The sequence below is a fragment of the Rhizobium sp. 42MFCr.1 genome (assembly GCF_000377185.1).
GTDB classification, from domain to species: domain Bacteria; phylum Pseudomonadota; class Alphaproteobacteria; order Rhizobiales; family Rhizobiaceae; genus Rhizobium; species Rhizobium altiplani.
In genome coordinates this window covers 13547-34171 of the sequence record NZ_KB897822.1, presented here as the reverse complement: position 1 = coordinate 34171, position 20625 = coordinate 13547, and the positions used below count along the sequence as shown (strand labels likewise).

At 59.7% G+C, this 20625-nt stretch carries 17 protein-coding genes; 9 read left to right on the top strand and 8 right to left on the bottom strand.

Features of this window, described 5'->3' with window-relative positions; all coding sequences use genetic code 11:
• Positions 1-192 precede the first annotated feature (192 nt).
• The 6 genes from C934_RS0107140 (at position 193) to C934_RS0107115 (ending at position 6666) form a co-directional block, all read left to right on the top strand.
• Positions 193-1671, top strand: a complete 1479-nt coding sequence (locus C934_RS0107140) for an ABC transporter substrate-binding protein (RefSeq protein WP_018856014.1) — start codon at positions 193-195, stop codon at positions 1669-1671.
• A gap of 73 nt (positions 1672-1744) precedes the next feature.
• Positions 1745-2704: a carbohydrate ABC transporter permease gene (locus C934_RS0107135; RefSeq protein WP_026371630.1), complete on the top strand. Its 960-nt coding sequence runs from the start codon at positions 1745-1747 to the stop codon at positions 2702-2704.
• Positions 2701-3591 (top strand): carbohydrate ABC transporter permease, encoded by an 891-nt coding sequence (locus tag C934_RS0107130; protein ID WP_018856012.1) that lies wholly within the window; start codon positions 2701-2703, stop codon positions 3589-3591. The genes C934_RS0107135 and C934_RS0107130 overlap by 4 nt, the downstream gene beginning before the upstream one ends.
• Before the next feature lie 11 nt (positions 3592-3602).
• The gene (locus C934_RS0107125) at positions 3603-4700 is read left to right on the top strand and encodes an ABC transporter ATP-binding protein (protein ID WP_018856011.1); all 1098 of its coding nucleotides are present in this window, start codon (positions 3603-3605) and stop codon (positions 4698-4700) included.
• 33 nt (positions 4701-4733) lie between these two features.
• Positions 4734-5897: a mandelate racemase/muconate lactonizing enzyme family protein gene (locus tag C934_RS0107120; protein WP_018856010.1), complete on the top strand. Its 1164-nt coding sequence runs from the start codon at positions 4734-4736 to the stop codon at positions 5895-5897.
• Positions 5898-5919: 22 nt separating this feature from the next.
• A complete protein-coding gene (locus C934_RS0107115; protein WP_018856009.1) occupies positions 5920-6666 on the top strand; it encodes a ribonuclease activity regulator RraA in 747 nt (248 codons plus the stop codon).
• Positions 6667-6916: 250 nt separating this feature from the next.
• Here C934_RS0107115 and C934_RS0107110 read toward each other — a convergent pair whose 3' ends face one another.
• The 6 genes from C934_RS0107110 to C934_RS0107085 all read right to left on the bottom strand — a co-directional run bounded on the left by C934_RS0107110 (position 6917) and on the right by C934_RS0107085 (position 13634).
• On the bottom strand, positions 6917-7816 hold the full coding sequence (locus C934_RS0107110; RefSeq protein WP_018856008.1) for a sugar phosphate isomerase/epimerase family protein: 900 nt from the start codon (positions 7814-7816) through the stop codon (positions 6917-6919).
• A gap of 83 nt (positions 7817-7899) precedes the next feature.
• Entirely contained in the window at positions 7900-8838 is a 939-nt protein-coding gene (locus C934_RS0107105) for an ABC transporter substrate-binding protein (protein WP_018856007.1), read from the bottom strand.
• 65 nt (positions 8839-8903) lie between these two features.
• Positions 8904-9887: an ABC transporter permease subunit gene (locus tag C934_RS0107100; RefSeq protein WP_018856006.1), complete on the bottom strand. Its 984-nt coding sequence runs from the start codon at positions 9885-9887 to the stop codon at positions 8904-8906.
• The gene (locus tag C934_RS0107095; RefSeq protein WP_018856005.1) at positions 9884-11461 is read right to left on the bottom strand and encodes a sugar ABC transporter ATP-binding protein; all 1578 of its coding nucleotides are present in this window, start codon (positions 11459-11461) and stop codon (positions 9884-9886) included. Before C934_RS0107095 ends, C934_RS0107100 begins: the two co-directional genes overlap by 4 nt.
• A complete protein-coding gene (locus C934_RS0107090; protein WP_018856004.1) occupies positions 11458-12864 on the bottom strand; it encodes an FGGY-family carbohydrate kinase in 1407 nt (468 codons plus the stop codon). Before C934_RS0107090 ends, C934_RS0107095 begins: the two co-directional genes overlap by 4 nt.
• Complete coding sequence (locus C934_RS0107085) at positions 12861-13634, bottom strand: DeoR/GlpR family DNA-binding transcription regulator (protein ID WP_018856003.1); 774 nt, start codon at positions 13632-13634, stop codon at positions 12861-12863. The genes C934_RS0107090 and C934_RS0107085 overlap by 4 nt, the downstream gene beginning before the upstream one ends.
• Positions 13635-13808: 174 nt before the next feature.
• On the opposite strand from C934_RS0107085, the gene C934_RS31685 reads away from it, so the two are divergent.
• The 3 genes from C934_RS31685 to C934_RS0107060 are packed head-to-tail and all read left to right on the top strand — an operon-like array spanning position 13809 to position 17019.
• Positions 13809-14876: a class II aldolase/adducin family protein gene (locus tag C934_RS31685; protein WP_018856002.1), complete on the top strand. Its 1068-nt coding sequence runs from the start codon at positions 13809-13811 to the stop codon at positions 14874-14876.
• On the top strand, positions 14873-16156 hold the full coding sequence (locus C934_RS0107065; protein ID WP_018856001.1) for an FGGY-family carbohydrate kinase: 1284 nt from the start codon (positions 14873-14875) through the stop codon (positions 16154-16156). Before C934_RS31685 ends, C934_RS0107065 begins: the two co-directional genes overlap by 4 nt.
• Positions 16153-17019, top strand: coding sequence for a TIGR01459 family HAD-type hydrolase (locus C934_RS0107060; RefSeq protein WP_018856000.1), 867 nt, complete (start codon positions 16153-16155; stop codon positions 17017-17019). The genes C934_RS0107065 and C934_RS0107060 overlap by 4 nt, the downstream gene beginning before the upstream one ends.
• A 217-nt stretch (positions 17020-17236) precedes the next feature.
• Here the strand turns inward: C934_RS0107060 and C934_RS0107055 are convergent, their stop codons facing one another.
• A complete protein-coding gene (locus tag C934_RS0107055) occupies positions 17237-18865 on the bottom strand; it encodes a GMC family oxidoreductase (protein WP_026371625.1) in 1629 nt (542 codons plus the stop codon).
• 23 nt (positions 18866-18888) lie between these two features.
• Positions 18889-20418 (bottom strand): FGGY-family carbohydrate kinase, encoded by a 1530-nt coding sequence (locus C934_RS0107050; protein WP_018855998.1) that lies wholly within the window; start codon positions 20416-20418, stop codon positions 18889-18891.
• Positions 20419-20625: the final 207 nt, after the last annotated feature.

Here is a 20625-nt window from a genome sequence, read left to right as displayed (position 1 = left end):
CACGCCTTTCTTAAATATCACGCGAGGCTCCTCCAAACAATGTACGATTTCGCCGGTTGACAGGCAATCGACGATCTGAAAACGTATAATTAGCTTTAAGGCATACACTGGATAAGAACGTCCTGCGGCCGAGGAGCAAAAGACCGCTCGCCTTGAGGCAGAGCGGCATGGGAGCGAACCCGGAGGATACCTATGACGAGGCTTTCACTCGGAGGTGCCGTCCTGCGCGGCACTGTCTCAACCGCTTTGATGATATCGTTGATGTCTGCGTCGGCGCTCGGTGCGTCGATCGATTTGAGCAAGTGGTCGCCACAATATGTGCGCTCCATTGCCGGAACCCAGGATTTTGACACGGCCGGCGATTGCGGCAAGGTCACCCCTCTCGACTATAAGGGGCGACTGACTTTCTGGTATCAGGGCGTGTTCGAGGGCGACCCCGACCTCCTGCGCGAGTATTACAAGGACTTCTTCCAGACCTTCCGCAAGACCTATCCAAACATCCAGCTTGAGGAACAGGCTCTCACCTATAACGACCTGCTGGACAAGTTCCGGACCGCACTCCTTGGCAATGCAGCACCGATGGCGGTCCGCCTGCAGATCCTCGGCGGCACGGAGTTTGCCTCAAAGGGCTATTTGCAGCCGCTCAAACCCGAGGATGTAGGGTATTCGACCGAGGATTTCTGGCCGGGCGCAATGAAGGCTGTAACCTGGGATGGAGTGACCTACGGCATTCCCACCAACAACGAAACGATGGCGTTCATCTGGAACGCCGACATCTTCAAGCGTGCAGGCCTTGATCCGGAAAAGGCTCCGGCAACCTGGGGCGACGTCGTCAAGTATTCCAAGCAGATCCACGACAAGCTCGGCATTGCCGGTTATGGCCTCGTGGCGCGCAAGAATGCCGGAAATACACCCTACCGCTTCATGCCTCAGCTGTGGGCCTATGGCGGCGGCGTCTTCGACGAAGCTACGGCCAACCCGACGTACAAGGTGGTCGAGCTGAACTCCCCGCAGAGCAAGGCGGCACTGCAAGCCTCCTACGATATGTATGTGCGCGACAAGTCGGTTCCGGTTTCGGCGCTTACCAACCAGCAGGCCGACAACCAGCCCCTCTTCCTCGCTGGCCAGCTCGGCATGATGATATCGCACCCGTCCGACTACAACGTCATGCTCGACCTGCAGAAAAAGGCGACGGATACCGACAAGGTCAAGGCGCAGACGGTAATCGACAACATGCGCTATGGCCTCATTCCCACCGGCCCGGACGGCAAGCGTGCCGTCGTGTTTGGCGGCTCCAACATTCATATCCTGAAGCCCGAATATGTGGAGGGCGGCAAGGTGGACGAGCCGGCTGCAAAGGCTATCATCTGCATGTGGACGAGCCCGGAATGGTCGCTGAAGATGGCCTATGCCGGCTCGAACCCGGGAAACCTTAACGGCTTCAAGACCAAATGGATGAAGGAACGTCTGGACAGCATCAAGTTCCTCGATGTCACGACCTCGATGCTGCCATACGGCATCCCGTTCCCGGCGCTGCCGCAGTCCCCCGAGATCATGAACATCATCGTCCCGGACATGCTGCAGAATGCCCTGACCGGGGCCATGACCGTCGACCAAGCAGCGGACGACGCAGCCAAGAAGGTAAAAGACCTGACGGATGGCGGACTCTAGTCCAGGCCTGACGATCTGACCGGCTGCGCCTCGATCGCAGCCGGTTTGCTCCGAAGAACAAGGGTGCGGCACAGTGACGATCTTGACTGGCAAGGCCGAGGTTAGCCGAAGACTGCACCCCGACAGGTCCGGCGTGCTGCGAAAGATGTGGGAGCATCGCGCTGACTACGCGTACGTGCTTCCTGCGATTGCTGTGATGCTTGTCGTCATAGCCTACCCCATCTACTACACGGTCGAGCTGTCTTTCTTTAATACACCCCCTGGCCTGCAGCTTCGGGACAAGATCTTCGTCGGCCTCGACAACTACATCGCCATCCTCACAAGTCCGGTGTTCTGGAAGGTCACCTCGAACACTCTCATCTGGACACTGGGATCGACCTTCATCTCATTTGTCCTGGGATTTGCCTGTGCCCTGGCGCTCCATCGCGACTTTGTCGGCCGGGGCATCCTGCGTGCCATCCTGATCATTCCCTGGGTCATCAGCGCGGTTGCCGCGTCCTATATCTGGAAGTGGATCTACCATTCGGACTTCGGGATCATTGGCGCGGTGCTTGTCGGCCTCGGACTGGCCGACCGGCCGCCGAATTTCATCGACAGCGTCAGCACGGTGCTGCCCTCGCTGATCGTCGTCAATATCTGGCGAGAGTTTCCGTTTGCCATGATCATGATGATGGCCGGCCTGCAGACGGTTCCCGACCAGTTGCTGCGCGCCGCAAAAGTCGACGGGGCCAATGCATGGCAGCGGTTCTGGCACGTCACCTTTCCGCACCTGAGAAACGTTTCGACGGTGACGATCCTGCTGCTGGCGGTGGCCAACTTCAATTCCTTCATCATCCCCTGGATCATGACCGGCGGCGGGCCGTCGAATGCATCGCATATCTGGATCACCCACATCTATGAACTCGCCTTCGGCCGCCAGCGCTGGGGGGTGGCATCGGCCTATTCTGTGCTGCTGTTCCTAATCCTGATGTCGCTCGGCTACTTCTACGTCCGCGCACTGAGCGGCAACGAGCAGAAGGATGGAAATGAATGAGCACGATTGCCGAAACTGCTCATCAAAGCCAGGCGCGTCGTCGCAGGCGCATTGATGGATGGCGGTGGGGCGGACGCATCTTCCTTGTGTTCATGCTGCTTTACACCGCATTGCCGATGATCTGGATGCTGATCACCTCGATCAAGTCAGGTTTCGCGGCCATGCAATTCCCGCCGCAATGGTGGCCGGACCAACCCACGCTTGCCAGCTACCAGAAGCTGCTCGACCCGCAAAACAGCGTCGGCCAGGACTTCCTGCGCTTCTTCTGGAACAGCCTTTTCGTCTCCACCGCCACAACCATCCTTTCGGTGATCGTGGCAGTTCCTGCGGCCTACGCCTTTTCACGCTTCACCTTCCCGGGCCGGAACTTTCTGTTCTTCACCGTCTTGCTTCGGAACATGTTCCCGGCAGTCATCTTTCTCGTGCCGCTCTTCATCCTGATGCGCGCGATCGGGCTCGTGAACACGCATGGGTCGCTCATCCTTACCTACCTCACTTTCGGCCTGCCGCTGGCAATCTGGCTCCTCAAGGGCTTCTACGACAACATCCCGGTGCAACTCGAGCAGGCGGCGCGCATCGACGGGGCCACGCGGTTCCAGGCATTTGTCCTCATCGTGATGCCGCTCTCGGCGCCAGGCATCATCGCCACGGCGATCTACTCCTTCATTGGCGCGTGGAACGAGTACATCTACGCCTATACCTTCCTCTCCAAGAACGAGCAGTTGACACTGCCCGTCGGCATCCAGCGCTTCTTCTCGGAAAATACAACGGACTTTCCGGGCCTGATGGCGGCCAGCTTCATGATGAGCGTGCCCGTCGTGGTCCTGTTCCTCGTCCTGCAACGATACTTCGTACGCGCACTCACGGAAGGCGCAGTCAAGCACTAGGGGAGTTGCCGTTGGCCCACGTGGTCCTCAAAAATCTGGTCAAGACCTATGGCAGCTTCAAAGCTGTCAACAATGTTTCGCTGACGGTCAACGACGGCGAATTCGTTGCGCTCGTCGGCCCTTCAGGCTGCGGCAAGACAACCACACTCAATCTCGTGGCGGGGCTCATCCCCATCACCTCTGGCGACATCGTCATCGGCGACCGGGTGGTCAACGATCTCGACCCCAAGGACAGGGACATCGCAATGGTGTTCCAGAACTACGCGCTCTATCCGCAGAAATCGGTCTACAAGAATCTGGCGTTCCCGCTGCAGATGCGCAAGTTGCCAAGGAGCGAGATCGACAAGAGGGTCAGGGAAGCAGCGCGAGTGCTCGACATGACGCAGCTGCTCGAGCGCAAGCCACGCGAACTTTCGGGCGGGCAACAGCAGCGCGTGGCGCTGGGCCGCGCCCTCGTTCGCGATCCGGCGGTATTCCTGATGGATGAGCCACTCTCCAACCTCGACGCAAAGCTGCGCGTGCAGATGCGCTCGGAGATCAAGCGCTTCCACCAGGACCTCAAGGCGACGGTCATCTACGTGACGCACGACCAACTCGAAGCGGTAACGATGGCCGACAGGATGGCGGTGATGAATGGCGGCTTCCTGCAGCAATACGATTCACCGGCAGAGGTCTTTGCCCATCCGGTGAACATGTTCGTCGCGAGCTTCGTCGGCAGCCCGGCAATGAGCCTTGTTCCGCTGGAGGCATCAACGGCAAGCGGCAACACTGTGCTGACAAGCCCGGAGGGCTGGCGCCTCGAGCTCTCGCCAATCAACGCCCAGAAGATCGCAAGGGCAACAACCAAGAAAGTCGTGCTCGGCGCACGTCACTCGACGATCAGGCTGCACAAGAGTGCGATGCCTGGCAGCGTCCCTGCCAAGGCCTACACGGTGGAGCCGACCGGGGACGTCACCTTCGTGCAGGCGTTTCTGTCTGGAGCCATCGTCAATGTCAGCGTGCCGCCGACCATTGCCGTGGCGCCCGACGAACAGATCTGGCTCGAGTTCGATCAGGAGCGGATGCATCTGTTCGACGGCGAAACGGAAATGGCCCTCAAGGCCGACTGAGACCAAGCGGATGCGTGTGAACCGAGGGCGTGGATGACCACGACGTTTAAAATCACGGCGATCAAGCCCTATCCGGTATGGGTCGGAACGCGTAACCAGATGCTGGTCAAGGTCGAGGCCGACAACGGCATCTTCGGCTGGGGCGAGAGCGGCTTGAGCGGTCGCGAGAAGGCCGTGTCTGGCGCAATCGAGCACTATCGCGAGTTTCTCATCGGCCGCGACCCGATGCAGATTGGTCGGATATGGCAAGAAGTCTATCGCAGCCAATACTTCGAAGGCGGGCGCGTTCTGCAGGCGGCGATTTCCGCCATCGACATTGCCCTTCACGACATCAAGGGCAAGGCGCTGGGGGTGCCGGTATACGAACTGCTGGGCGGCAAGCAGCGCGACCGGATTCCCACCTTCGCCTCGACCGGCGACGAGGCCGAAGGCGATGTTGCCATCCAACGGGCCCGCGAACTGCGTGCCCTAGGGTGGCAGGCGATCCGCTTCTTCCCCGTCGGGCAAAACAGCAAGGACATCTTTGAGCCGCGGGAGTCGATCGCCGCGACCGCAACTATGCTGAACAAGGCGCGCGAAGCGCTGGGCGACGAGGTCGTCCTCGGCATCGACTATCATCATCGGCTGTCGGTGGCAGAGGCTGCGAGCTTCTGTAACAAGCTCGGCCGTGGCGTGCTTGATTTCCTCGAGGAGCCGATACGCGACGAGACACCAGAAGCCTACGAGTCCCTGCGCAGGATGACCGACATCCCGTTCGCCATCGGCGAGGAATTTGCCAGCAAGTGGCAATTCCTGCCCTACATCGAGCGTGGCATCCATCAGTTCAACCGGCTCGATGTTTGCAATGTTGGCGGGCTCACCGAGGCGATGAAGGTCGCCGGCTGGAGCGAGGCGCACTATGTGGACCTGATGCCACACAATCCCCTCGGCCCAGTCTGCACGGCCGCGACCATCCATCTCGCCGCCGCAGTACCGAATTTCGCCTGGCTCGAGACCAGGGCGCCCGAAGCAAAGCTGGGCTTTGACAATTCCGACTTCTTCCCCGTGCAACCAAGGCTCGACGGCCCCGACTATCCGGTGAGCGATCTGCCGGGGCTCGGCGTCGAGGTCAACGAAGAGGCGATCAAGGCAGAGAGCTTTCGTTTCTGGGAAGCGCCTCACCTGAAGCGCCGCGACGGTTCCGTCACAAACTGGTAGTTCCATCCAACGGGAGCCTGGAATGACACATACGACCGAGATTACGCGACCGCCCAGAGAGATGATCGACGCATTGAAAGAAATCGGCGCCGCGACGATCTCCGGCACGCTAGGCCACATGGGCTTCCGCAATCCGCACATGGTCGGTCCCGTGCCGCAAAATCACGGCAAGTCGATCGTCGGGCCGGCCTTGACGCTTCAATTCATGCCGCAGCGGCCCGACCTCTTCACCGAGGGAGAATATGCAGATCCGGAGACGCAGTTGCACCGCCATGTGCTTTACCACGTGCAGGAGGGCGATGTGGTCGTCGTCGACGCGCGCGGCGACATGTGCTCGGGCGTCTTCGGCGATATGATGTCGACCTATTTCAAAGGCAGAGGCGGCGCTGGCATCGTGATCGACGGGTGCATGCGCGACCGGCCCAATGTCGAGAAGCTGGATCTGCCTCTATGGCTGCGCGGCTGGACGCCCAACTATCATGTGCAGACCGGCATCTATCCCAACGCCGTCAACGTTCCGATTGCCTGCGGCGGTGTCACGGTAATCCCTGGAGACATCATCGTCGCCGACGATGACGGGGTGGTTGTGCTTCCAGTCGCAATGGCTGCGAGCGTAATCGAAGAATCGCAAAAGCATCACGACTGGGAGGAGTTTTCGCGAATGAAACTCATGGAGGGAGGGTCGTTGCAGCGCTACTATCCGCTGCATGACGATGCCCGCGCAGAGTACGAAGAGTGGCGCAAAACAAATCGCTTGGGAACGACCTAGCCAATGGATCACCCCAGGCGGGCGGCGAACTTTGTTCGGATATCGCCGGCGTCTACACAAAAAGCATGGAACCAAATTTCGCCTGACCGAGCCACCCAGACGGCGAAAGGACAACCGTTATGTCTGGCGCGCCGCACCTCCTGAAGACCGGCCATGCGCGAAGCCAGCCGTTCCGGCGAAGGTTCGTGCGATTGAAAAAGCCGTCACTCCATGCGCCTACCGCATGAGTATGCGGTTAAGCGGCCCATTCCTATGACCACGCCAAGTGCGTCTGCTTGACCAGTTCGGCCCTGCGCTTGGCGGTTTCCAGCCCAAGTTCGATAAACTGACGGGCATGCCCGGCAAGCGCAACGTTGTCGTCCCAGAGATTGCGCCAGATGGCCGTCTTCAATGAAAGGTCCTTGTCGACGATCGAAGTGGAGAAGGATTCAAAGGTTACATAGTCATCCCAACCGATCGCCACGAGAGCGTCGAAGATGGTGGCGAAATCGATATTTCCGGTGCCGAGGTAACCGCGGTGGCTTTCCCCGATATGGACATAGCCGATCTTGTCCGCGGCGTGACGGATTGCAAGGCCGACGTCGGCCTCTTCGATGTTCATGTGGAAGGTATCGAGATGCAGAAAGACGTTCGCAGCGCCTGTATCTGAAATATAGGCCATCCCCTGCGCCGCCGTATTGAGCATATTGCTCTCGAAGCGATTGACGATTTCGAGGTTTAGCGTAACGCCGGCAGCCTTGGCTCGATCTGCCACTCTCGACAGGGTGGCGACGCTCGTATCCCATCCCTTCTTCGTCAGCGCATGTTCCTGCTTGCCGTGGGCCGAGCTCAGTATGCCGGCAAGCTTGGTACCGCCCAGATCGCGCACGAGTGCCACAGCGCGATCGAGAATATCCTCGCCCTTGGCAACAACTGCCGGATCATGACTGGAGATGTCACCCTCTAAGGGCAGCCCCATGCTGATTGCGACATCAAGGCCAAGCTCCTCAATGCGAGACGCCAGCCACTTCACGTCCACCTGTTTCGGATCGAGGTACGAAAACTCGATAAGCTTGAACTGAAGTTCGTGGGACCTCGATAGAGCTTTATCGAGCTCATCCTTCGACGAGCCGGCGCTCCAGACGAATGAGTGGACACCGATCTTGGACATGGGCAAACCGCTTCCTGAGATTTTCATTGAGGGAAGGCGACCCGCCGTGCACGCGGCAACGGCGGGCCACTCGGGAGGAGACCTTAGCGGGCTGCCGTCCAGCCCTTGTAGTCCTTGAGGTTTTCAGCCGTGATCAACTTCGGATCGAGAAGCACCGTCGTTTCGGCCGGCTTCTTGCCATTCAGGACGTCGACGGCCATCTTCAGCGAGTCGCCGGCCATGACGTAGGGATCCTGCGAAGCGGAGGCCTTGATCATCGAGTTGCCGCTGGCGAGCGATTTTTCGATATCAGGAGCGCCATCGACTGCGGTGATGAAAAACTCGTTCCGGTTCAACTGCTTTGCGGCAAGCTCTGCGCCAATGCCGGTCGGATCGTTGATTGCAAAAACGGCGTCTATCTTGTCGAAGCGCGTCAGCAGTCCCTGCATGATCGCAAGACCACCATCGCGCGATCCCTGGCCGTTCTGGTCGTCAGAGAGGATCTTGATGTCAGGGCTCTTCGACAGGACGTTCTTGCAACCCTGGACGCGATCGAGGATCGAGGACGAGGCCGGGCCGTTAATGATGACAACATTGCCCTTACCGCTGAGCTTGTCGACGATGTACTGGCAGGCTTCTTCGCCTGCCTTGACGTTGTTCGTCATGACGGTGACGTCTGCACCGGGTGCGGACACGTCAAAGGCGGCGACGATAACGCCGGCGGCCTGAGCCTTCTTGACGGCCGGAGCAATTGCCTTGGCGTCGACAGCGTTGAGCATGATGATGTCAACGCCTGCGGCAATGAAGCTGTCGATCTGCGAAACCTGCTTGTTGAGGTCGTAATCGGCAGAAACGGAGGTCACCTGAACATTCGGATTGATTTCCTTGGCTCGGTCTTCAATGCCCTTGATGGTCGCGACAAAGAATGGATTGCCCAGAAGGCCGACCGAAATGCCGATCTTTTGAAGATCCTTTGCCGCGGCCGGCATTGCAATTGCCGCGGCGAGCGCGGTGGCGGTGAGCAGTTTAGAGATCATGCGCATGCTTTCCTCCTTATGGCGCCTCCTGCGCCTTTGTTATCCGGTAACCCGGTTCCTTCAGCCGCAGCTCAGGTGCGGCTAAGCCCTCGCAGCCTGTAGCGGTCGAGTCCGACGGCAACGATGATGACAAGTCCCTTGATGATGTACTGCCAGATGTCGGAAACCCCGACGAGGATGAGACCGTTCGACAGGACAGCGATGATCAAAGCCCCTATCAGCGTGCCCCAGATCGAACCGACGCCGCCGACGAAACTGGTACCGCCGAGAATGACGGCTGCAATCGCGTCGAGCTCATAAGCCTGGCCAAGCTGCAATCCGTTTGCCGCGTACAGGCGGGCTGCCGACATGACACCGCCCAGGCCCGATAGCAGGCCCGACATCGAATAGACGAACAAAAGCACCAGCGGCACTTTGATGCCGGTGAGGCGTGCAGCCTCGACATTGCCGCCAACAGCGTAGATCCAGGTTCCGAGCACCGTCCGCTTGAGGATCACCCAGGACACCAGGATCGTCACCAATGCGATGATCGCCAGCCATGGCACGCCGAACAGATTGCCATTGCCGATGAAGTCGAAGGGCAGATCGGGATTGAAGACGGTCGTGTCGTTGCCGAGAAGACGGGCAATACCGCGCATTGCCGTTAGCGAACCCAGCGTGACGATGAAGGGCGGGAGTTTCAAAAACGCGATGATAACTCCGTTGATGACGCCGCATCCCAGCCCGACCGCGATTGCTGCGGGAATCCCAAGCATGCCGACATCCGGCCACAGCGAAACGATGACACCGACCATGGCGGAGGCGGAAAGGATCGATCCGACGGAAAGATCGATGCCGCCCGTCAGAATCACGAACGTCATCCCGGCCGCAAGCACGGTGTTGATCGACGCCTGCTGCATGACGATCGACAGATTGTTGACGCTCAGGAAGCGACCGCTGAGAAGATGAAAGCCGACGGCCAAAAGAATGAGGACGGGTAGCATACCAAGGGCGGTCAAGGTCGACCTCAGCCTCATCCTGTCTGTTGCTGTCTGTCCGCTCTGCATTGCGCTCATTTCAGGTTCTCTCTTATCGCGCTCATTGTGTCTCGACCGACCGGACCGGTCGAAAGGGCCATGATGGTCTCCTGCTCGATCGGTCGGTCCGGCGATGCGACGACCTCGCCGGCGATGTGTCCCTCGCGCATCACCAACACGCGGTCGGCGATACCAATCACCTCGGGCAGATCGCTTGAGATCACGATGATGGCGATGCCGCTTTCGGCAAGCTCGTCGATGATCCGATAGATTTCCGACTTCGCACCGACGTCGACGCCGCGCGTCGGCTCATCAAGGATGACGACCCGCGGCCTGGTCTCCAGAAGGCGCGCCAGCAACACCTTCTGCTGGTTGCCGCCCGACAGGGCCCCGGCATTGATGGACGTGCTCTTCGTTCGGATCGACAGCGACGAAACGGCGTCATCGGCGCGCTTCTTCGCCTTACCGAAATCGAGGAACCCGCCTGGTCGCGCATCCCTGGCGATCACACCGACATTGATGTTCTCGTTGATCGTCATGTCGAGGAACAGGCCAAGTGCCTTGCGATCCTCGGTGAGGTAGGCAATCCCGGCATTGAGCGCATCGTGGGGGCCGCGCAGCGAAAGCTCCTGACCGTTCAAGGTCACGACACCGGTGGCCTTGTGGTCCGCACCGAAGACCAGCCGCGCAAGCTCCGTGCGGCCTGAACCGACAAGGCCTGCGATGGCCAGCACCTCTCCGGCACAGGCATCGAAAGAGCAATCGTGTACGCGCCGCCCGTCTCCCACATTCTTGACAGCAAGCACGACCTGGCGATCGTGCGCGGCAGCGCGGTGCTCCTTTTTATAGAACGACGACAGGTCGCGGCCGACCATCATGGAGACGAGCCGCTCGGCCGACAGTTCGCTGCGCTTCAGTGTTCCAACATAGGCACTGTCGCGAAGCACGCTGACGCGGTCTGCAAGCGCGTAGATTTCTTCCATGCGATGGCTGATGTAGATGATCGCAATTCCATGCGCCTTGAGGCTGGCGATCACCTCGAAAAGCTTTTCGGTTTCCCGGCTCGTCAGCGATGTCGTCGGCTCGTCCATCACGATGATGCGCGCGTCCGTGGTAAGAGCGCGGGCAATTTCGACCATCTGACGCTCGCCCAAGGAAAGGGACGACACAAGCTGATTGGGAGAAAAGCCGATGCCGAGGCGCTTCAGAATGGGCTCGGCGCGCTTCCTGATATCCGCGCGGTCGACGAATCCCAGACGTGACGGCTCTTCCCCGAGAAACATGTTCTGGGCGACAGTCAGATTGGGAGCGAGCGACAGTTCTTGATAGATCACCGCAATGCCGTTGGCTCTTGCCTTGATCGGGTCGCCGGTGACCGCCGGCCGGCCGCTGACCAGAATCGTACCGCCGGGATCCGCGAGGTAAGCACCGGAGAGAACCTTCATCAGCGTCGACTTGCCGGCGCCGTTCTCCCCCATCAACGCATGAATTTCACCGGGATACACGGTCAAGGAGACTTTCGTCAGTGCGCGCGTATTGCCGAAGGTCTTGCTGATGTTCTGCATTTCGAGAACGGGAGCAATGGCCGGGGACGATGCTACAACTGGGTTCATCGGATCCCCTCGCTCAGCATGGCCGGCTGCGACACGTCACGCCTCAGCTCTATCGCACGTCGCCTCCATTCCCGCCTGTAGTCGCCAAGACCGGCGATCTCGACGGCACGGATTCGCTCACACTCATTTTTGAAGGGCCGGACATTGGACTGGCGAAATACGAGCGCAGCCGCCCCGAAGGCGCTGCCTTCGGGATTTGCACTGGTAAAGACGGTCTGATCCCGCAAGGCCGCAAGCAATGGTGCATAGAGGTCGGCCTTGACCAAGCCGCCATCGATCACAATGTCGTTTTGCGAACGGATAAGATCGAGTGACAGATCAGTCATCAGGATCACGTAGAGCAACGCCACGGCCGCCCGCTCCTCGCCCTCAACGGCTGGTCCGAGGAAATGACCTTCTGAACCCGGAAACGGCCCACCGGCGGCGAAAGACGGCAGGGCGAAGCTGCCCTTGGCGATGACCGCTTCTACCGCTTCGATACTGATCGACTTTGTCCAGCCTTGGCTTGCCACGTCATATTCGCGACCACCCATGAACCGGATCGTCGCGGCAGGTGCATGGTCTACCGTGACATTGGCGAGCATGTCGCGCTCACGATCGAGGGCATTCAAAGGGCACGCCTGATTGAAGATAATCACCCAGGTGCCAGTCGAGATCAGCGTGAAATCGTCAAAGCCGACGGACCTGTAGTAGAACAGCGCGGAATTGCTGTCATGGACACCATTGTGGACCATAACCTCCACAGTTTCGCCTGCTGCCGTGACGGGGTATGTCCCAAGTGACGAACCTGCCGACACAAGATCAGGCATTTTCGCGCGCCAACCCTCTTGGTCGACGAGGCTGCTGAAGTCATCGGCCAACGGTGCCCAAAGATGGGAATGGCAAGCGAGATAGGACACTTCGGAGGCGGCGCGGCCGGAGAATTTCCATGACCAGAACTGAGGGTAGGCAAGGATTGCATCGGTAGCGTCGAGCGTGCTCGGATCCCTGTCCTGAAGCCACAGAATGTGGCGGCCGTAGTTCAACCCCAGCGGCAGGCGGGGTGAGTAGGTTTCCGAAAACGGTGGAATGAGCAGATCGATCCTGGCTGCGACCGATGCCGGAGGCTCCTGTTCGTAATCAAGGATCGGATGGCAAAGCTCGCCTTTTCCGATCAGCGCGAACGTGCAGCCATGCGCGGAAAACGTCACATGGCGAACGCCATGCGCTTCGACGGCCTGGCTGAGCTCGTCCTGCATCCAGGAAAAAAGAGCTTCGTCATCGAGGACACGAATGTCGCCGTGGTCGCGCCACACCGGCTTGGCGCGTCGCTCTGCTACGACATCGCCCTTGCCGTCGATGACGAACAGCTTCGAATTGGTCTTTCCGAGGTCAAAGACCGCTACTGGACAATGCTCCGTCAAATGACGCCTCCGACATCTGCGATAAGGATCGTCACACCGGCATTCTCAAGCATCTTGGCGTTTGCGTCGGACAAACCGTCGTCGGTCACGATCGTTCCGACGCGCGACAGGGTCAAAGCCAGATTACGTGGCTGAATGGAAAACTTTCGGCTGTCTGCCAACAGCACCACTTCATCAGCGCAGGTGCTGAGCTCGCCGATCGCCTTGACGAGCAGCGGGTGCGACTCCAAAAGCCCCTGTGAATCGATGCCTTGCGTGCCAACGAAGAATCGCGACGCGAAGTAATCGGGCGCACCCGAAGCCGGATCATGAATGATCCCCGGCTCGCGATAGAGTTCACCGCCTGAAAGGCTGAGATGGCAGCTGCCGTGCTCGCCGAGATAGGCAGCAAGCGGCATCGAATTGGTATAGATGCGCAAATTGCGGCGAGCCAGAAGCACGCCCAGCTGAAAGCAGGTAGAACCGGCATGAACGATAATGGAGTCACCGTCCCGCACCAGCGAGGCGGCCTTTTGCGCTATCGCGCGCTTGGCCTCGACCGCAATATCGCGATTCTCGTCGTATGGTCGGGCCGCAAGCCGGCCGCCGACTTCGAAAGCCGAGATCCCTCCGTAGACCTTCTTGGCTCGCCCTGTTTCGTGCAACTTGTCGATATCGCGTCTGATGGTCGCCGGGGAAACGCCGAGGCGGACTTGCAGGTCGCGAACCGAGGCGAACGGTGTTTCGCGAAGAAGGTCGGTGATGAGTTTATGCCGGCTGGCATCGTTCACTGTGTTTCCTCCCGGCCGCTCCCTGCCGATGATTAAAGATAATCACAACGAAACCTCATCCGCAAGCCAATGTGACGCAAAAACTTCATCATTGACGATATTCAATCGCTTACATACGATCGGTGAAAAATTCGCTCATTATTGTGAGTGGACATCTCAAACGCGGAGGTCTTGATGGCGGTAGGTAGCTCGGAGGGCGAGTTCAACCGGTTTCTGGCGCTGTCGAAGCAGATCGGAACCGACATCCTCAAAACTCAGGGAGCAGGCGGGAATACCTCGCTTAAGGATGGCGATACCATGTGGGTCAAAGCATCCGGCACCTGGCTCGCTCAGGCCGGGGATCGCGATATCATGGTGCCGGTCCGTGTCGCGCCGCTCGTCCAAGCCCTTCGCAAAGGCGACCAACGCGCCGAAAAGGCCACCGATTTCGTTATTGCGTCACTGAATACCAGCGGCCTGCGGCCATCCATCGAGACCAGCTTTCACGCGGCCTTGCCCCAAGCAGTCGTCGCGCATTACCACTGCGTCAACTCGATTGCGCTCTCGGTTCTGAAAGATCGCGATCGGCTCCTGAAAGCAAGGCTGGACGTGACCGGGTTGAATTGGGTGACGGTTCCCTACAGGCGCCCCGGCACGCCGCTTGCCCGCGAGGTCGACTTGGCGGCCACAACGCGTCCCGACGTTTTAGTCCTGTACAATCACGGCATCATCATTACCGGGGCCACCATTGACGAGGTTGCGCGCCGCATCGAGCAGGTCTCCGCTGCACTGGAAATGCCTGAACGGCAAGTTCCCTCCCCGTCCATCGAGACACTCGAGCGGCTGAGCCGGGATAGCAGTTACTCTCCAGCAAACGACATCGAGAGCCATCAGCTAGCACTCTCACAGGAAAGCGTCCGGCTGGCGACAGCCGGTTCGATGTATCCGGATCACGTGATTTTCCTCGGCGTGAAGATCGGCCTCCTGGACGCAGACCAATCCTTGAGCGCTTACCTCGAAAGCTTGGCACTGACAGGAGAAGGCCCGCCGAAAATGATCATCGTGCCTGGCTCCGGCGTACTCTTGTCGGACGAGTTGACGGCTGGCGGCCAGGCGATGGCTCGATGTCTTGCAGAAGTCGTAGCGCGCATCCCCGACGATTCCGATGTCAACTATCTTTCCGAAGCGGACGAATACGAGCTGACAAACTGGGAGGCTGAGCAGTACAGGCAGGCGCTTGACCGCGGAGCCGTGACCTCGTGACAAGCTCGCCCAATCCATTGCCCGCAACCGTCATAGGAATCGACATCGGCACGTCCGGCGTACGCGCGGCCGCAATTTCCGACAACGGTGAAGTTGTTGCTCTCGCCAGCACTCCATTTTTCACCGCTGAGGAAGGCCGCACCCCTTCCATATGGTGGGAACGAACGTCAACCGCGCTCACGCAACTTGCGGCAAAAACAAGCCTTGCATCCGTCGGAGCAATCGGTATCGACGGAACGTCCGGAACCGTCCTTGCGCTCGATCGCATGGGCGAACCGGTGGGCGCGCCGTTGATGTACAATGATAACTGCCCCGATGGCGATATTGTCGAACAGACATCCCGGCATGCGCCGGCCGACAGCCCAGCGAAAGGAGCGAGCTCGGCTCTTGCGCGAGCAATCTTTCTTGCCCGACAGCCAGGTGTATCCAAGGTCGTTCATCAGGCCGACTGGCTGTTGCTGAAGCTCGGTCTGCACGAAGCAGCAACAGACGAAAACAATGCCTTGAAGACCGGTTACGACCTGCAACGGGAAAAATGGCCGGACTGGATTGAGATGGCCGGCCTTAATCGCGAGCTGCTTCCCAAGGTCTACCGTGCCGGTGCTGCGCTCTCGCGCGTCAAAGGTTTCGCTGCCAAGCTTGGCTTTGCAAAGACTTGCCGCTTTCACGCCGGCACGACCGACGGCTGCGCCTCGTTTCTGGCGACCGGCGCCTCGCAGATCGGCGATGGCGTTACCGCGCTCGGCTCCACGCTCGTCCTCAAGCTCGCTTCCGAACGGCCGATCAACGCACCTCAATATGGTATCTACTCGCACAGGGTACTCGATTTCTGGCTCCCCGGCGGCGCCTCCAACACGGGTGGTGCCGTCATCAAATCACTGTTCGGAGATGACCGCCTCGCCGAGTTGACGGCTCGCCTTGATATCTCGCGACCCACGGGTTTGCACTTCTATCCGTTACTTAAACGCGGTGAACGCTTCCCCTTCAGCGATCCGGATTATGCCCCTCGCCTGGAGCCTCGCCCGGAGGATGACGCAATTTTCTTCCAGGCGGTGCTTGAAGGAATCTCGGAAATTGAACGGTTGGGATATGACAGGTTGGTTGAGCTTGGTGCCGCGCAGCTGAAATCGGTCCGAACCGTTGGCGGCGGCTCGAAGAATCCGACGTGGACACGCATGCGGCAGGCCGCGCTTGGTATCGCTTTTAAGCCTTCGAAGTCGACGGAGGCTGCAATCGGCACCGCAGCGCTCATTCTTCAATGGCAAAGGAAGAACCAGTGAGCTCTGTTCCCAAGACATCGCTCGCAAACCTGATCAATCAATACGACTATTTCCTGATCGATCAGTTTGGCGTGTTGCGTGATGACGAGGGCGCCTATGAAGGCGCCGCTGCAGCGTTGCAGAGGCTGAAAGAGAATGGCAAGCGGGTGATCGTGCTTTCCAACTCCGGGCGAAGTGGCGACTATAATGCCGAACGTTTCGTTCGCCTCGGCTTCGAGCGTGGCCTGTTTGAGCGGTTCGTGACGTCGGGCGACGTCGCCTTTGATATTCTGTCCCGTTCTGAGGACATTCGACGCGGGATGCGCGCCTTCACAATTTCCAGCGGCGATGACCAAAACCTCGCGGACCGTCTTGATCTGACGACTGTGCCTCGATCGAATGATGCCGATCTCGTTATCATCTCGGGCAGCGAGGCGGAACACATAGCGCTCGATGTATACCGGCGCATGCTGGAACCCGCAGCGGCCAACCACGCGCCTTGCATCTGCACAAATCCTGACATTCACAAGCTGGCAGACGGCAAGAACGCACCTGGCGCGGGAGCAATCGCGAGGATCTATGAAGAACTCGGCGGCAAGGTCCAGTGGATCGGCAAGCCGTATCATCAAATTTACAGCCACGCCATGTCAGTATGGGGCAGTCTCGATCGAGCAAAGGTCGTCTGCATCGGCGACAGTATCGAGCACGATATCAAAGGCGCAGCCAATGTCGGACTCGCATCGGTACTTGTGCGCACCGGAATACTGGCAAGCAAGTCCGACAAGGAATTATCCGCGCTCATGAAAAGCTGCGAAGCGGTTCCAACCTATCTCATGCACGAATTTGCCCCGGCAGGAAGGTGCCGTCAGCCAGGCGGCCGCTGACAGCCGCCGCGAATGACGTCAGGTGTTTGACGAATTCGGCCGTACACAGACTGCCGACACAATGCTCCAAATCACCGTGAACTGTGTCGATTTCGAAGATCTCTGGTATCCGAAGGTGTACGGGCAAGGCACTTTCGAGAACTCTTATTGATGCATGCCGAGGCGAGGCGTGATCGTCAGGCGGCGAGATAGTCGGATCAAAGAAGACATCGTCCAGCTATTGCATCCTCAGCGCCATCTCCGCTGCCTTTTCCGCGATCATGATCACCGGGGAGTTCGTATTGCCGGACACGATCGTCGGCATGATCGAGGCATCGACAACGCGCAGCTTCTCAAGCCCATGCACGCGCAACTTCGCATCCACCACCGCCATTGGATCGCTTCCCATCCTGCAGGTGCCAACAGGATGAAAGATCGTGGTGGCGATATCACCTGCACGCCGGATCAACTCGTCATCGCTCTGATATTCCCGGCCCGGCAGCATCTCCTGCGGTTGAAAACGGGAGATAGCGTTCGTTTCCATCAGGCTGCGTGCATGGCGAATTGAGTTTGCCGCGACCAGCCTGTCGCCCGTGGTCGAAAGATAATTGGGGCGAATTTCAGGGGCGACCGAGGCATCGCGTGTCGTAATATGCACGGTGCCGCGACTTTCCGGCCGGAGGTTGCAGACGGAGACAGTCACGGCAGGATAACGGTGCAGCGGCTCGCCGAGCCGGTCGGTGCTGAGAGGCTGGACGTGATATTCGAGATCGGCGGTAGCGACGGACGGATCGCTCTTGGCGAAGATCCCGAGCTGGCTTGGCGCCATCGAGAGCGGACCGGAACGGCTGATTGCATATTGCAAGGCCATGCCGGCTCGGGTGAACAGGTTGTGGTAAAGTTGGTTCAGCGTGCGCGCACCCTCGATCCTGAAGACGGTTCGGATCTGCAGATGGTCTTGCAGGTTTTCGCCGACACCCTGGAGCTCATGATGCACGGGGATGCCGAGGCTCGACAACACATCCGGCCGCCCGACACCCGAAAGCTCCAGAATTTTCGGAGAGTTGATCGAACCCGCAGAGAGAATGACCTCGCGCGACGCGCGGGCGATAGAGGAGCGGCCATCGAGGCGAAAGCGCACGCCGGATACAGTTTTGCCGTCAAATTCCAGCCGCTCGGTCTCTGCGCCTGTCAGCACGCGCAAGTTTACCCGCTTCATCGCCGGGCGCAGGAAGGCTTTCGTCGTGTTCCAGCGCAGGGCGCCCTTCTGATTGACCTCGAAATAGCCGGACCCTTCATTGTCCCCGCCGTTGAAATCTCCGGTCTTGCGAATGCCGAGTTCCTCGGCCGCATCGCGAAAGGCATCGAGGATCGGCCAGGACAGCCGCTGGCGTTCGACGCGCCACTCGCCCCCCGCTCCGTGCAAGGCCGATTTGCCGCGATAATTGTCCTCCGATTTCAGGAACCAGGGCAGCACGTCATCCCAACCCCAACCGGCATTGCCTGCCTGCCGCCAGCCGTCGTAATCCGCCGCCTGCCCGCGCATATAGATCATGCCGTTGATCGAGGAGCAGCCGCCGAGCACCTTTCCGCGCGGATAGTTGAGCGCCCGGCCGTTGAGGCCGGCCTCGGCTGCCGTCTTCATCATCCAGTCGGTGCGCGGATTGCCCATGCAATAGAGGTAACCGATTGGCACATGCACCCAGTGATACCGATCCGAGCCGCCGGCCTCGATCAGCAGTACCCGGTTTCTCGGATCAGCCGAGAGCCGGTTTGCCAGCACGCAGCCGGCCGACCCCGCACCGACGACGATGAAATCGTAAATGCCTTCATCCGTAGGCGCTTCATTCAGGAGCGCTTCATTCATGGGCGCTTCATTCAGGGGCATGGTCACGCTGCAACTCCTGTTGCGAGGCTTTGGGCCTCCGAAAGCCGCCGCCACAGCGGCGTCATCGCCTCGTTAATATCCGTGTAAAGCCCGTAACGGGTGGCGTAGTGGGCCGACAGCACAGCATTGGGCTGATAGTGCCGATCGATCCGCACCATGGCGGTGGCGCCTTCGGTGAAATCGGCAAACAGCCCGACACCCGTGCCGGCCGCAATCGCAGCCCCGAGCGCCCCTGTCTCCCGCGACACGGCAACAGTGACGGGAACACCCAATACATCCGCAAATATCTGAGGCCAGAGCCTGCTGCGCGAGCCACCGCCAGAGAGCACCGCCTCCTCGAAGTTCGCACCCGCCTTGCGGATGGTCTCGATATGTTGGCGATGACCGAAGGCGACACCTTCGAGAAGTGCCCGGATCAGGTGTCCCTTGGTGTGCCAGCCAGCCATGCCATAGAAACCGGCCCGCGCATGGCCGTTCTGCTGGGCGCCATAGAGAAAGGGGTGATAGAGCGGATCATCCGCAGCCGGCGCGACCGCAGCCGCGAGCGCGCAAGCCGCATCGAAGGGCGAGACGCCTTCTGGATGCTCGTCCTCGAAGAATTCCCGAACCAGCCATTCAAGATTGGCGGCCGACGTGGCGCTATTTTCCATCGCCATGTAGCGGCTGCGGTCAAAGGTGGAGGACATGAAAACCGGGCCATCAAGGTCGGGACCATCGATGATCACCTGATTGATGCTCCAGGTGCCGGCGATGATCGAGGCGCTGCCGGTGCGCGACACGCCCGAGCCGAGCGCCGAGGCGACGACATCGAACAGCCCGCCGACGACTGGTGTGCCGGCCGCAAGCCCGGTCTCAGTCGCGACCTCCTGCGTCACATGACCGGCGATATCGGCGCTTTCGATCAGCGGCGGCAGCATATGCATGCTCTCGGCAAGGCCGTAAGCGGCCATCAGCGCCTTGTCGTAGCGACGGGCGGCGAGATCGAGCAGGCCGGCACCGGACATATCGGAGACTTCGCTGACGCGGCTGCCGGTCAGCCGGTTGACGACGAAATCCTTGGAAAAGAAAACCGTACCAATGCGCTGGAAGAGGTCGGGACGATGGCGTTTCAGCCAGGCAAGCAGCGTCGGCGTCTGGGATGGCCAGGGGCGCTGGCGGGCGATCGGTGCGGTGCGGTCGCCGACCCCTTCAGCCGCCCATTCCTCGACAAGTCCCGTTGCACGCGTATCGAGGGACTGGATTGCGATCAGCGGCTGGCCATCGCGATCAAGGGCATAGAGGCCGTTGCCATGGCCGGCGCAGCCGATGGCGGCAATATCGGAGGCAGCAATGTCTGCCTTGTCGAGGCAAGTGCGGATCACCCGTTTGGCATTGGCCCAGAGTTCGCCGAGATCGCGTTCGACATGACCGGGGCACGGCATGCGGCTATGGCCCTCCTCCCCGGCATGCGCCAGCTCCCGGCCTTCGAGATCGAAGATCACCGCCTTGATGACGGTGTTTCCGGCATCGAGCCCCAACAGATATTTTGCCATTGCGAACCCCTCCCAAGGTTCTGTCAGTCTTGCGTGGTTTTAGCCGAAAGCCTAGCGCCGATCCCCAATTCTCCCCATCTGGGAGAAGGCGGCCCGAAGGGCCGGATGAAGGGCTCGCTGCATGCTCAGGATTTGCCGCAGCACGCCCTCATCGCCTCGCACACGCTCGGCACTTCTCGTCGCTGGGATCAAAGGAACCACAAAACC

What these genes read in the sequence shown, in the direction of transcription:
- C934_RS0107140 (WP_018856014.1), top strand. Translation starts at nt 193, where the DNA reads ATGACGAGGCTTTCACTCGGAGGTGCCGTCCTGCGCGGCACTGTCTCA.
- C934_RS0107130 (WP_018856012.1), top strand. Translation starts at nt 2,701, where the DNA reads ATGAGCACGATTGCCGAAACTGCTCATCAAAGCCAGGCGCGTCGTCGC.
- C934_RS0107120 (WP_018856010.1), top strand. Translation starts at nt 4,734, where the DNA reads ATGACCACGACGTTTAAAATCACGGCGATCAAGCCCTATCCGGTATGG.
- C934_RS0107115 (WP_018856009.1), top strand. Translation starts at nt 5,920, where the DNA reads ATGACACATACGACCGAGATTACGCGACCGCCCAGAGAGATGATCGAC.
- C934_RS0107110 (WP_018856008.1), bottom strand. Translation starts at nt 7,816, where the DNA reads ATGTCCAAGATCGGTGTCCACTCATTCGTCTGGAGCGCCGGCTCGTCG.
- C934_RS0107105 (WP_018856007.1), bottom strand. Translation starts at nt 8,838, where the DNA reads ATGCGCATGATCTCTAAACTGCTCACCGCCACCGCGCTCGCCGCGGCA.
- C934_RS0107100 (WP_018856006.1), bottom strand. Translation starts at nt 9,887, where the DNA reads ATGAGCGCAATGCAGAGCGGACAGACAGCAACAGACAGGATGAGGCTG.
- C934_RS0107095 (WP_018856005.1), bottom strand. Translation starts at nt 11,461, where the DNA reads ATGAACCCAGTTGTAGCATCGTCCCCGGCCATTGCTCCCGTTCTCGAA.
- C934_RS31685 (WP_018856002.1), top strand. Translation starts at nt 13,809, where the DNA reads ATGGCGGTAGGTAGCTCGGAGGGCGAGTTCAACCGGTTTCTGGCGCTG.
- C934_RS0107055 (WP_026371625.1), bottom strand. Translation starts at nt 18,865, where the DNA reads ATGAATGAAGCGCTCCTGAATGAAGCGCCTACGGATGAAGGCATTTAC.
- C934_RS0107050 (WP_018855998.1), bottom strand. Translation starts at nt 20,418, where the DNA reads ATGGCAAAATATCTGTTGGGGCTCGATGCCGGAAACACCGTCATCAAG.